The sequence below is a fragment of the uncultured Bacteroides sp. genome (assembly GCF_910578895.1).
Taxonomy (GTDB): Bacteria; Bacteroidota; Bacteroidia; order Bacteroidales; family Bacteroidaceae; genus Bacteroides.
Map to the genome: position 1 here is coordinate 93,734 of NZ_CAJTSC010000004.1, position 12,739 is coordinate 106,472.

Here is a 12,739-nt window from a genome sequence, read left to right on the forward strand (position 1 = left end):
TTAAAGTAATAAAATGTTTTCCTTTTTCGTATTTATCATTTCAACGAAATCAGCAAATATTTGCTTCATTTATCCTCTAATCCGTATCTTTGCCAAAAACCTCCTTTCTTAATGGGGTTAGGAAACGGATGGTTCGCTATGTACCACCAAAACGTTGACCGTCCGCTCCTTTCCATTTTTTTCTTTTCTTATCTCATTTATACTAACTTGTCTTTATTTACATCCAACACCTATACAGATAGTCTCCCAACCGCTGATGGTTCTTGCCGATGATGTTCAGTATCATCGGTAATTTTGTATTCTCATATCCATGTCCATAGCTACATTTTACCATTTCCGGATTTTCCTCATCTTATACCGACATGGAGTCGATTGAGTGGCAGAGTCAATACGGCATACCATCCCCTTCTCGTCCTCTTCCAGCAAATAGAAAAACGCACTTCCCGGCAGGATGACCGCATCATATCCCTGTCCCGATACTTTTCCGTTACAATCACCCGCCGTTATAACAAGCAACGAATCCTTGTAAACCGCCAAAGCATCCATATCACCCGGACTCTTCATAAACACGCAATATTTATGCCCCTTTATCCCATAAAGGCTATCTATATCCACATGGCCGAACCAAAAACTTTCCGCACTCCTTGCCCGGGATGCAATCACAGAAGAACCGACACGGAACATCCCGTCACTTATTCTCTTCCAATTGAAAAAAAAGCCCAATAATAGAATTATGGACAAAGTACCTATAAACACACGCCTTTTTCTCATACTTTCAATTTATAAAATACTAAAATAGGATTATCTCCTGATACTATCTTTTCTGAAACTTTTCCGGCAGAGAGAACTTCATTAAAACCGGATTTCCATCGATGACTATGGCATACACAACGGTTCCATCGGGCGATAGCGACAGACACTTCAAGTCCATATCACTCTTCAACTCGGCAACTTTCTCCGCATTCCAATTGTACACACATACGGTATTTCCTGCAAATGCTTTCATACCCTCTTCCCGGATGCTTCTCCCAGAATACAACAGGAATATATAATCGTCTGTAGAAGCAGCGTCAAGATATGCCAGTTTGTTTTCTTGTGAAGCACCCAAATAGTTCTCTCCATCATATTTATACTCGGGGAAGCTCAAACACCTCGTTTCCTGTAACACCGGAACTCCCTTCTCCACCTTATAGAACGAAAGAATATCCCCCAACAGACAGTAAGCCAACAAATGCGTGGCAGAAGGAGCTACCGTCATAGCAGCCTGATAAACCTGCGACTTGACGATTTCCGGTACTTCCCGTTCCTGTTCATCCCGAAATGAATACTCTCCGAACGTCCGACAAACATTCCCCAAACTGTCCAAAAGGCAGAACTGGAATGAACGGTAAAATCCTGTAGCCACATAGTTTCCATCCGTCAGAGGATGGACTTCACGATGAAAGTGCACACTGTCTCGCCCGTTATAGAACAACGTTTCAATCCTGCCGCCCGCCCCGTCAGGATACATCCGATATAAAGTCCGCCTATTGGGTTCATACACCGTATACCCATGTTCGCCCATCGGGTTCAGGGATGTAATCATACTCATTTCGTTGGGTCCTTGCCCATAAACACACCCTTTACCTATATATTTCCCGTCCCTTACATTTACAAAATGTACCAATGAATCCATTTTTGTATCACTGATTGCCATGATATTGCCTGACAACGCCAGTTTATTAGGCATCCCCAGCAGAATGTCATCCTCACAAACCGGTGATAACGAGATTTCAAATGTCTCCACCACTGTTTTTGAACCACGAGGAGTACAAGACAGTATTACTCCTGCTACAAATATATATACTAACAGGTTTGCTCTTTTCATATCGCATATCTTCATTTATACTCTATCCAGACTTTATCTGTTATCTCCATATCCAACTGTTTTGAATCATCCGGATTGATAACCATGCAAACAACATCCGTATCAACGATGCAACTATGCCTATTTGCACATCCGTTTCAATTCACCATAAACGAGTTCAAGATAGCAAATACAAGTTGTTGTGCTTCAGATGATTTTTCATAATAATCCTTTCGCAAATCCAGTTTGATACAATGCACTCTGTTCCCATCCTTTTCCAACAGATAGAGTATCTTGTACTCTACGATACTGCCATCCATTTCTTTACTCTTTTTAATCCCCGTACAATACAGGTCATCCGAAGACGGATAAGAGTCCTCTATCCGAACCGAAGGTGGAATCGTCAGTTTGCGTGCTTCATCTAAAGAGACCGCCGAACCATCAGCCTTTTCATACGTCTGAATATCAATGCCGACACGAGTCGGAATGTCATTCTTATCCCTTATGGGCGTATGCCATGCAAAATAATAAATAAGATATGGTTTCACCTTACGCATTCCCGGTTCAACCCCATTGCCCGGCATACCGGGTTGCGGACACCATTCGGCAGGCAGCAACAGCGAATAGAATTTATTCTCTATCACTTTCCATCCATCACCCTTTGCTTCCACAGACATTGAAAGCAAAAACAATAACAATAAAAAATACTTCCCAATCCTACACATAATCAATTAAATTAAAGGTAAATCATACACATACAATTCGTTGTCAACTTGACTGTCGACAGCATATATCTTATCAGCCCGTTCATCGACAGCTATCATCGACACTTTCCTGTCGAGCCGGAAACAAGCGACCGGTTTTCCTTCCCAATTCCAGACCTGCAACTCGCAACGTTCGATGCCGGTATTGACATTCGTACATAGTACATAAATATAATCCCTTACGACACAAGGGGCACCGGTATAATACGCAGGCTGTTCCTGCACCGGTTTCCGAAAGTCAACCACACAAGGTTCGATTCGCACATCAATATCATGCAAAATATTCATTTTATCATCATAAATCCTTAAGCGCTTGAAGCGGGAATAAAATACAATTACTCTTTTCCCATCCGCACGGACAGCGCAAGTCTTCAAATAAGGGACAAACAAAGGAGGATGATTGATTATCTCTTCCCGGTTCACCCACAACGGATACGTTCCTGTCTCGGTCAATTCTCCGGTCTTCCCATCCAACAAACAAAACTCCATATTTCCCTCCAAACGTCCCAATGTCAGATACATACTATCCGCCAAACTATAAAACCCGTTATTGGCTATACCTTGTTTGAAAACACTCTTTACATCATGAACAGACAATCCCGTACCATCAAAGCCTACCGTTTTGAGCAGATTGCTACCGACTTCAAGAACCGTAAAACGGTTTCCACCAATCTCATTGAAACTTCTCGTATCCAACATGATAAATTCATCAGGTCCCTGTCCTCGCCTACCTGCATCGCCTATATAGCTGCCATCTTCTCTTCTAAAAAATGCAAATAAGTTTTCCTCTTTCTCTTTATAGACATATAGATAATCATCCAAGACCCCTATATAACGCGGCAACAAGATAGGAACCGGTATAGGCACTACTTCAGCCTTCAAACTTCCCGTCATAGGAAAGGCAGACACCCGCTCCGTCTCTATTGACCTCTTGGTACACGATAGACAAAGACACATTATAGATAGTATAAAAATATTCTTCATGGTATATTCTCACTCTTTTTCATTCTTTTCCTTTAACATCCATCCTCTCCAGTTCCTCCCTCATTTCCCTTATCGCCGTCGAATTCACCTTCGGCTTTTTCGTCAGTACAATCCGTTTCATTTCCTCAAACTTCTCCGGTTGCCAGTATCCCGGCTCCGCATACAGCTTTGCCAACAGATAATAGGGATATATCCTGCCCGGCAGACGATGCACGGCACGCATGAAACAATCTTCCGCCGCCCGGTAATCCCCCAGCTGCTGATGGTTCTTGCCGATGATGTTCAGTATCATCGGGTCATTGCTCAACGCCACCGCCTCATTCATTATCCGGGTCGACTCTGCATACCGTTCCAGCTTGTGCAGGCAATGCCCGTACTCGAACATGAACCCATCCTTCCCTCTCAGCAACGGATAGAGCCTTACGTAATCTTTCAATGCAGCCTCGTAAGCCCCCGCACGATAGAGCATCCGCACGCTCACCTCTTCGCGGCAGGCATCCAGCATCCGGCGGTCGTCCGCCATGCGGCAGGCGCCATACGCAGCCACCGCCAGCGCCCCTATCACCCAGGTCTTCCACCAAGGCCTCGCCACGCACAACAGCAGCAACGCTACCAGCACGACCCTGAACGCGGGAAACAGCAGCGGATAGGACGAAAAGGAGAACACCGCCAGCGAGAGAATGGCCGCACACATCCCGTACTCCTCCTGGCGCATTCCCCGCCAAAGGCAGAAACCTATCACACACACCACGAACACCGCCGCCGGTATCCCATGCTCCACCGCCACCTTCAGATACTCATTGAAGGCATATTTCGGGCTTCCCGCCACGCGTTCCTCCCACCAGCCGTACGAGCCTTGCGCGAAATACCGTTCCTGCGCATCCCCGTAGGCAGCCGCGAAGCTTCCCGTCCCATGCCCGCACCAAGGTTTCTCCGCCACGGCGCGGCAAGCCACCTTCCACATCAGAAACCGCCCCCTGGCGGAATCCTGCTTGATTGTGCACATCAGAGCGAACGCCAGCAGCAGCGCCGTCACGCCGGCACCCACAGCCGCCCATGCAAGCTTCCTCTCCTGCCGCCACATCCTGAGCCATGCCTGTCCCCACTCCTTCTCCATTCCGACCGCACACATGCACGACACTCCTGCCGCCAGCCATGCCGAACGGCTCATCGTGGCAGGCAGCACGCAAAGGATGCAGGCTCCCGATGCCATTGCGATGCACCGCTCCACCTTCAAAGGAAATTCCATGCAGTCCCACCGGAACCACAGACCGACAGTGCGGCACACACATACGGGCAGCACCATCGCCAGATAGCCGGCATACGGACCCGGATTGAAGAAAGAGCCGGTCAGCGCATAGCGCGAATGCCCCGACACGGCAAACCCGTACAGCTGGCACAAGCCCCAGACAGCCTCCACGCCGCCCCAGAGCATCAGCGCCACCGACAGGAGATAGCCGGGAGAGAACCAATACTTACGTTGTCCCAACACCAACAGCACGAACAGAACGATGCCGCCCGCCGCCACAGCCATCTTGTCGAACCACACCCACTGCCCGATAGTCTCACCCGCCGCCAGTCCGGCATCCGTCACACCCACTGAAGAGAGCAACAGCAACATGGCAATCAGCAGCAGCACATTTGCCACACAAAACTTCCACACGCTCATCTTATCTTTTTCCATATTCTTTCCCATCTTGTTTTTCCTTTATGTTCGTCCACCGATTTCCATACTCTCCACGCCTTGCCCACGATATACTCCTCGGGCAGCAGTCCCCAGTAACGCGAGTCTTTGGAGTTCTCCACCTTGTCGCCCGCCATGAAGTAATAGTTCTTCGTGAAGCGATACTCCGTAAGCACCCGGTCGCCTATGTATACCCGGTTGTCCTTGCACCGCAGTTTCTCCTTAAGTTCCCATTCCATCACATTCCTGTAGAGCCTGAACACGGTGCTGTCCAGCCGGATGCGGTCGCCCGCCTTCGGGATGTACAGCGGTCCGAAGTCCCTCACCGTCCATCGCTGCGTGCCTCCCGGATACGCCTTGACTCCCTTGTCCTCGTCCGACAGCCCCCGCTCTTCGATGAGCGCCCGGAAGCGGTCTTGCGCCTCCACATTCCCCAGGTCGTGCGGACAGCCGTCCACCCGGTAGCGCCCGTTCACGATGCGGAACGTATCTCCCGGCAGCGCCACGCAACGCTTCACGTAATACTGCATCACGTCCATCTCAATCCGCCGCCACTTCTTGGGGCAGGGATAGTTGAACACCACCACGTCGTTCCGTTCCACCCTGCCCCATCCCGGCAGGCGCTTAATCTCCACCTGCTTGCCGTCCACCGCATCCATCACGTCGAACAGCCGTGCGCCATACTTCACCTTGTTCACCAGGATGGCATCGCCCGCCAGCAGTTCCGGCTCCATGGAGTCGCTGGGGATATGAAACGATGTGACAAAAAACACCTGGATGACGAGCCACGCAAGCCCCATGCCACAGAGACAGAGAAAGAGGTTAATGCCCCAATCGAAGATTTTACGAAAAAGAGACGGGTTATTCATGGTTATGTTTTTAAATTATATAATTGACTTCCGGGCTACTCTCACGGAAAAACCTGCCGTCCATTCTCATAATAGAAAGCCCTTTCCTCTTTGCCCCTCGTCAGGTTTCGCAGCCACAGCAACGCATTCTCGGGCACGTTGTCATACGTCAGCCAGCAGGAAGCGGCAGTCTGCTTGCCAAGCGAGACCCAACCATTGGTCCCGTCCTGATAGAACAACTCGTACGTATCGCCCGCACGTACATAGTTGTCGTCATTCCGCGGGATATAGACCAGACTGCTTACCGGCACCTGACGTCCGAAATCGAATATCAGCGCCTCGCCTTTGCGCTTCGACTTGTAATAGCTGACCCAATCACCGTCGTTCACCGCCGCTATCTTCTTCGCTTCCTCTTCCGGCAACAGGGTGTCCGCCTCTATCCTGACGGGCTGATGCTTGTCCAGCTGTGCCGTATCGCCGAACACCGCAAACTCGCCCAACTGCAAGAAGCGCCCCTTACGTGCCTTGTAGCGGATATAGCGGTATTTGCGCGTTTCGGGCAGCCGCACCACATTGTAATTCACTTTAGGGCTGTCCACCACCTGATACAGCAGTTCGGCATCCGCAAGGTCCTTACGGTTGGCACCTTCCATGCGCACGCCGACCGCCGTTTCCGTATACATTTTCACCCGGCTTTCGGGAAACTTGCGGTTGAGCCGTACCGTCATCCTGCGCTGCCCGTCCGGACGGAAATAGCGCACCGCCGATGTGCTGTCCACCCAAAAAGGATCTCCCGCAGGCACAAAATCGCCGTTCCGGTAGAAAGTGACCTGATACAGCATATCCGGCTCCACATTGCGGAACACCGCTTTGCGTCTTCCCGCTTCCGTCACATCAATCGGGTCGAACTTGCTGCCGTCGAACACCGACAGGTAAGCGTACTTATCCCGATTATTATTGCTTATCTCGGTCTCCACCCTGCCCACAGATCGGTATTCCGTTGTCACATCTTTCAGGTAAGGCTGCCTGAAACGGGCATAAAGCTCCTTATCGCCATACTGCCCACCTACCTTCTCCGGCTGGATGGAGTACATTTTCCGGTAGACCTTGCCACGCTTGCGTCCTAAAACCACCTCGCGCACAATATCCTTGTCCTGTTCAAACTCAAAAGGAATGGTCAGCCCCGTTGTATCTATCAGCGCCGCCCAATTATGATTGCCCACATACGTATTGGATACGAAATAAGTGTCCGATGCCACCGGTATGCCTGCCGCACGCATCGCATAGCACAATAAGTCCGTCTTGTCCCGGCAATATCCGATACGGTTTTTCCATAAGAAAAGAGCACCGAAATGAGGAAGCGTAAATCGCGGTTATGCACAAAGCCCTCTTTTCTTATATAGCCGTGCAGCGCCTCGGCAGCCTCCACCACATCCGTGCCCTGATAGAGCGAATCGAGCACAGCGGCATAACGGTCGTGATACAGTTTCCGCCAGCGCTCCAGCGGTTCGTTGTCCAACCGATAAGGCAGGATATAGTCGCAGAACTCCTCGAACGAGTAGTGCTTGCTCCACGGACGCCGCTCCCACACCTCGAAAGCCAAATCAATGTTTTCTATCAGCAGGTCCGCCGTTATCTTCCGGTAGTCCGGTTCTTTCCGCGCATTGTCTTGGCGCACGCCCTTCCATTTATCCTTAACCTCTTTGGGGACGACACCCTCTTCCGGTATCGCCGCCATCAGTACCCGCTTCAGGCTGTCTGTAGTCCCGCCTGTGTAGGCATAATTATAGAGCATATTCGAAATCAGGAAGCGGGCGGCTTTCAGCTTTTCCGGTTCCTCCGCATAATGCTCCAACACTTTCTCCAATTCCCGCGCATTGCCGTCTGCCGCTTGCAGGCAGATGTCCAAACGCTTGTCTTCCACACTGCTGCACGAAGCCAGCAATGCGGAAGATACTACCATCAATAAAATATAACCTACGCGTTTCATAATCAATATTTATTTGGATTAACAAAGTTCTACCCGGCATCCCCTGTTATCTTCAAGCGCACCAACGAGGGATTAGCATTGCAATACACCGTTATCGTCTTGTCGAAGTGTTCCGGATGATCCGTCTTGTAAGTGCCCCCCAAGAAAATACTGTCGCCGGGGCGGGCAGGCTTCTGGGGATAACCAACATTTCATGATTTACTTAACTGATTGAATTTTCAAAACAAAACCCTCATTTCGCAAGTGTGCATTCACCGTATCCGGACATAATTCATTTTCAGAATCCATATACGATATTATTCCATCCTCGTAGAATCCACACCCCGGCCGACGATCATAATCAGAGAACTCTTTTCCTAAGTAACAAATGCTTGAAACATAATCGAACATGAACATCCAACATCCGTGTCTTACGATGTTCCCATAAGAAACCGATGATATATTTATCCGTTACAGCCAATATCTTTTTCAGCATTATATACTTATCATAATTTGGAAGTTTCCTTTCAATATCTGTCTTATCTGCGTCCAATACATTCTCATCACCAAAATCAAACCTGAAAATCTTTTCCAAATCCCCCATTTTATCAAACAAATAAACATCATTACAAATCGTTTGATTATATGCAATATGCGTATCAGATTCCCCAAAACAATATCCGGAAATCCAATATGCAGGGTCAACCGCATCCGTATACTTAAAATATTCACGGCAAACTTCAAAAGCCTCATCCGTAGCGACAATCTTCTTTCCTTCAGCTTTCCCCTTATTCCAAGAAGAAAGACCAAAGAGCATCTGCGAATTTCCAAGAGTTTTCAGAATATCAGCTTCAAATGGTAATTTCTTTTCCTTTATACAAGCAAAATTATCGTCATATACCAACAATTTATCCAAACGCCCATCCAAAACATAAATATTCCCCAAACTGTCAACATCAAAATCCGTGATACTCAAAAACTCTTTCGGTCCTTGCCCTACAGTTCCAACTTTGGCTATCCCTGTTCCATTCTTATCATATACCACCAATGCCCGCATTCGGTTATCTGATATATATATTCGGTCATTACATAATTTTATTTTATCTATTCTGCCAAACAACTGATTCTGATTGGTATTTTTAAGCAGAATATAATCAGTCAAAGTATCACAAAACAGCTCCTCGGCATCAGCTTTCTTGACAGAGCCCCAATTTACAACCTCTATAGGAACGGAGACATTCTCCACATCATGAGTACACGCCATAAAAATCACTGACGCAACCACAATCCATATTCTATTTTTCACTTTCATCACTTATTTCCTTACTATAAAATATTATGTAACTTTACCGCAACTTCTTCCCAAGAGTGATTATATTCAATACATCACCGCATGAAGAAAAACAAAAAAACATGACTAAAAAACAAACCAATCCATTTTTCATAATAATAAACTTATAATATCTCTTTAAGACTCAAATACCCATATTGTATTTCATCATCAAAACAGAATATCAATCTATCGTTGAACTCATCACAACAAAAACGAGAAATCCGATAACCCACATCCAATGTTTTTATATAGTCACCATCCAATGTAAAAACATGAAATTTAGTAGGCCATCCATAACTTTTAAAATCTTCTCCTTCATAGACTGCTATAATCCAGTCTTTATAAAATGCGACTCCACCAAAATGAGATTTTCCATCTCCAGAACTGTCCCAATTAGGACCGTATATATTATATTTCAAAGTCCCTGAAAAATCAAAAATGCTCATCAAATCATATCTGTTATTACACTCAACATAAATACTGTTTTCCATAGAAACGGCTAAAGAAATACGCTTTACCTTTACGTCCGGATGATCATAAACCAAAGGATATATTTCACCTGTTTCCATATTCCATTTCCCCGCAATCTGTTTGAAAGTCGAAGTACCTGATGGCTTTATAAATTCTCCAAAAGATAACGTATCATTTATATATTGATAATTAGAGGGAAACAGTCCTTTATTCATTTCAAATTTAACTCGCGGAACATAAGAAGGATTGGCTAACACACTATCTAAATTATAACTGACGATTCTCCATTTTCCATGATCTGTTATATACATATTACGGCTATTATCATCCCATGCCAACCCACCGATACGGGTAATTTCAGATGGTCCCGGACCAAACTGTCCAAAACTGGTTATATGGGAAAATGTATTTTTATCCAATAAGTGGATTACCTTATCAGTTGAACGATAATCAACAATTGCCAAATAATCACCACATATATAAGGTCGCGAAATAGGTCCTATCAAAAGTTCTCCAAGAGGCAATTCTTTTACTAACTCATGAGTTTTAACCACATTGTCACGGGTACTCTGATATTTTCCTTTTTTATCGTTCACAGTACATCCTAAACAACAGATTGCAAGTAATAAATATAAGTGCTCTTTCATATAGTATAAAGATTATAAAATTCATTGTTAAAGATTGGTCGAAACAATACATATAGTTTACTATTTTGATATTTATAATAAACATATAAATAAAATTGTCAACTGTTTCTCGCTTTCAGTACTTTCCTTGCCTTGGATAATTTTCAGATAAAGTTCTTTCACTTTAGGGTTGTGGATGGGATTGCCGATAGCGACCACTTTATTATTTGCATCCAATAAAAAAGTTCTAAAATCAATCATATTGGGGAATTGATTCAATTTCTGAAACGAATCGTTTTGATCAACGCAAATGGGTACATCAAATTGCTCTTTTTTCAAAAGAGAACAAAACTCATCCTTATCTTTAGGATGAACATAAAAATTAACAGGAACTGTATTTTTAGATATCGAATCCAATATGTAAATAAAATCTTTCCACTTTGCAGCCTGTAGTTTACAACTCATACACCCCAATGAATCAAAATAGGTAACAATCGTATACTCCTTCCCTAAACTCATATAATTACTTATAGTATCTTTACCATATATAGTAAAAGCTGTTTCTATTGGGTAAAATATTTCCTTATTCTCCCACTTTTTCACTAAATCAACCAATTCATTTTTTTTGCTGTTGATAGAACAGGATATTATTCCTCCCCATAAAAAAATGAGACAGGAACATTTAAATAAATTTCCCATAACCTTTTACTTATTTTTAACCAGTTCAAATCGTTGAAAGCAAAGTCTATCATCTGTATAAGTCGGATTCATAATATGATTCAAACTTATATATAATCCATCCTCCAAAACAAAAGAGAGATTCGGATTATATGTATAATCAGGAAGAAGAGTTTCTCCTACAACATTCAAGTCACGATCTAATATCATAACAGAATTCTTTTTCCTACCCGATCGAAGTAATTCAACATAATCTCCCGAATAATCATCTATCTCACACGTTGGATATACAAATCTATAGTATACATCACGATACTTATCGTACATAATCTTACCATAAGCAGCATGCTCACATTGAGCCTTTATCATTTTCTGAAAATTATTTTCGTTGGAACGAAAAACTTCAGTTTTTCTTATATAGCGACTATGTGCTTTCACTTTTGTCACTTGATTATGAGCGAGTCCAGTCGTATATAAATAATCATCTGAACAAAATGAATATATAAAGGAATGCCCATTATAGCAACTTGAGTATCCCATTCCAAATGCAGCATTTGTTCCTAAATCCTTATTCGTTATCAAAGGAGGAAATTTCATAGGTAGTGTAGAAACCTTCTTATTAGTTGTATCAATCACAATTCTAATCGGACTCTCTTCTATCGTTTTCTTTCCTAACATTCCATTTAGCGTTTGAGGCACATACAAACTATCTCCTACAAATGTCATTTGGGATTTATAATCCGGAATAAAAGGTATTAAACGTTGCCCTTGTTCTGTTTTGGAATAATCAATCCGTTGTCGTATCGTAGCTGTCGTATCCATCACACAGATTGTAGCAACTCCCAAATTAGGAACAAAAATATGATTCATGTCCATTATGTAATACCCGCCAAAACCACTGACCACAGCATTATTTCCTTCCGTTTCAACCATTACTTTTTTAACCAAAGCCCCCGTGTTTACACTATATATAAGTATTTCACTTTTTGGAAAGTTCTGAAAGCTTATATAATCTTCGCCATTTTCTTCAAAAGGAAAAATTGAAGCGAATGGCATTTTTACATCGTCCATTAGAGAAAACGAAATCTCCTTATCACTCCGTTTCAATGACAAGGTATCATTGTAAGTTTCTGTACAAGACGAGATTGATAGTATTAATAATAGAAACAAAATTTTAATCATAACTTTTCAATTTTAAAGTATCGGCACATTAGACATATGATACAAATAAAAAAAAGAATACATTTACCCAACTCATTCATACCATCCAAACACAAATAGATCAAGTAAATATATTCTAAATCATCATCTTACATATAGCATGGGCAACCTAAACCGGTGCCCCAAGGCCAACAATGAAGATAAAGCTCATCAATCCACCTACAATTAAAGCCGGTACCCCATTCGTCATCATTAGCCAAAGCCTCAACATTACTAAGAGCTAAATCTGACAATTCTGTTCCTTTTTGATTAGCATAAATCCCGTAACCGGCAACCGCTGCAAATGTTGCGACAAAAGCCACTTTCATAAAATTC

13 protein-coding genes and 1 pseudogene are annotated in these 12,739 nt (G+C 44.2%); all 14 read right to left on the reverse strand.

All coding sequences use genetic code 11. The features are described from left to right. Window positions 1–327: 327 nt before the first annotated feature. The 14 genes and pseudogenes from QZ327_RS02250 to QZ327_RS02315 all read right to left on the reverse strand — a co-directional run bounded on the left by QZ327_RS02250 (window position 328) and on the right by QZ327_RS02315 (window position 12,732). Window positions 328–771, reverse strand: coding sequence for a hypothetical protein (locus QZ327_RS02250; protein WP_294616752.1), 444 nt, complete (start codon window positions 769–771; stop codon window positions 328–330). Between the two features lie 43 nt (window positions 772–814). Continuing rightward, on the reverse strand, window positions 815–1,867 hold the full coding sequence (locus tag QZ327_RS02255) for a BF3164 family lipoprotein (RefSeq protein WP_294616754.1): 1,053 nt from the start codon (window positions 1,865–1,867) through the stop codon (window positions 815–817). 137 nt (window positions 1,868–2,004) lie between these two features. Beyond that, a complete protein-coding gene (locus QZ327_RS02260; protein ID WP_294616755.1) occupies window positions 2,005–2,523 on the reverse strand; it encodes a hypothetical protein in 519 nt (172 codons plus the stop codon). A 54-nt stretch (window positions 2,524–2,577) separates the two neighbouring features. Continuing rightward, window positions 2,578–3,594, reverse strand: coding sequence for a 6-bladed beta-propeller (locus QZ327_RS02265; RefSeq protein WP_294616756.1), 1,017 nt, complete (start codon window positions 3,592–3,594; stop codon window positions 2,578–2,580). A gap of 19 nt (window positions 3,595–3,613) precedes the next feature. Further along, window positions 3,614–5,263: an O-antigen ligase family protein gene (locus QZ327_RS02270; protein WP_294616774.1), complete on the reverse strand. Its 1,650-nt coding sequence runs from the start codon at window positions 5,261–5,263 to the stop codon at window positions 3,614–3,616. After that, window positions 5,260–6,147: a signal peptidase I gene (gene lepB, locus QZ327_RS02275; protein ID WP_294616757.1), complete on the reverse strand. Its 888-nt coding sequence runs from the start codon at window positions 6,145–6,147 to the stop codon at window positions 5,260–5,262. The genes QZ327_RS02270 and lepB overlap by 4 nt, the downstream gene beginning before the upstream one ends. Window positions 6,148–6,188: 41 nt before the next feature. Beyond that, entirely contained in the window at window positions 6,189–7,418 is a 1,230-nt protein-coding gene (locus QZ327_RS02280; RefSeq protein ID WP_294616758.1) for a hypothetical protein, read from the reverse strand. Next, complete coding sequence (locus tag QZ327_RS02285; RefSeq protein ID WP_294616760.1) at window positions 7,322–8,116, reverse strand: hypothetical protein; 795 nt, start codon at window positions 8,114–8,116, stop codon at window positions 7,322–7,324. Before QZ327_RS02285 ends, QZ327_RS02280 begins: the two co-directional genes overlap by 97 nt. Window positions 8,117–8,145: 29 nt before the next feature. Next, window positions 8,146–8,292 (reverse strand): annotated as a pseudogene (locus QZ327_RS02290) (DUF1573 domain-containing protein); the annotation flags it as partial. A gap of 164 nt (window positions 8,293–8,456) precedes the next feature. Then, window positions 8,457–9,407, reverse strand: coding sequence for a 6-bladed beta-propeller (locus tag QZ327_RS02295; protein WP_294616761.1), 951 nt, complete (start codon window positions 9,405–9,407; stop codon window positions 8,457–8,459). Between the two features lie 143 nt (window positions 9,408–9,550). Next, a complete protein-coding gene (locus tag QZ327_RS02300) occupies window positions 9,551–10,546 on the reverse strand; it encodes a 6-bladed beta-propeller (protein WP_294616763.1) in 996 nt (331 codons plus the stop codon). A 72-nt stretch (window positions 10,547–10,618) separates the two neighbouring features. Beyond that, the gene (locus tag QZ327_RS02305; protein ID WP_294616765.1) at window positions 10,619–11,224 is read right to left on the reverse strand and encodes a hypothetical protein; all 606 of its coding nucleotides are present in this window, start codon (window positions 11,222–11,224) and stop codon (window positions 10,619–10,621) included. A 6-nt stretch (window positions 11,225–11,230) separates the two neighbouring features. Continuing rightward, on the reverse strand, window positions 11,231–12,385 hold the full coding sequence (locus QZ327_RS02310) for a DUF4221 family protein (protein ID WP_294616766.1): 1,155 nt from the start codon (window positions 12,383–12,385) through the stop codon (window positions 11,231–11,233). A 128-nt stretch (window positions 12,386–12,513) separates the two neighbouring features. Next, window positions 12,514–12,732, reverse strand: coding sequence for an NVEALA domain-containing protein (locus QZ327_RS02315; protein ID WP_294616776.1), 219 nt, complete (start codon window positions 12,730–12,732; stop codon window positions 12,514–12,516). Window positions 12,733–12,739 lie beyond the last annotated feature (7 nt).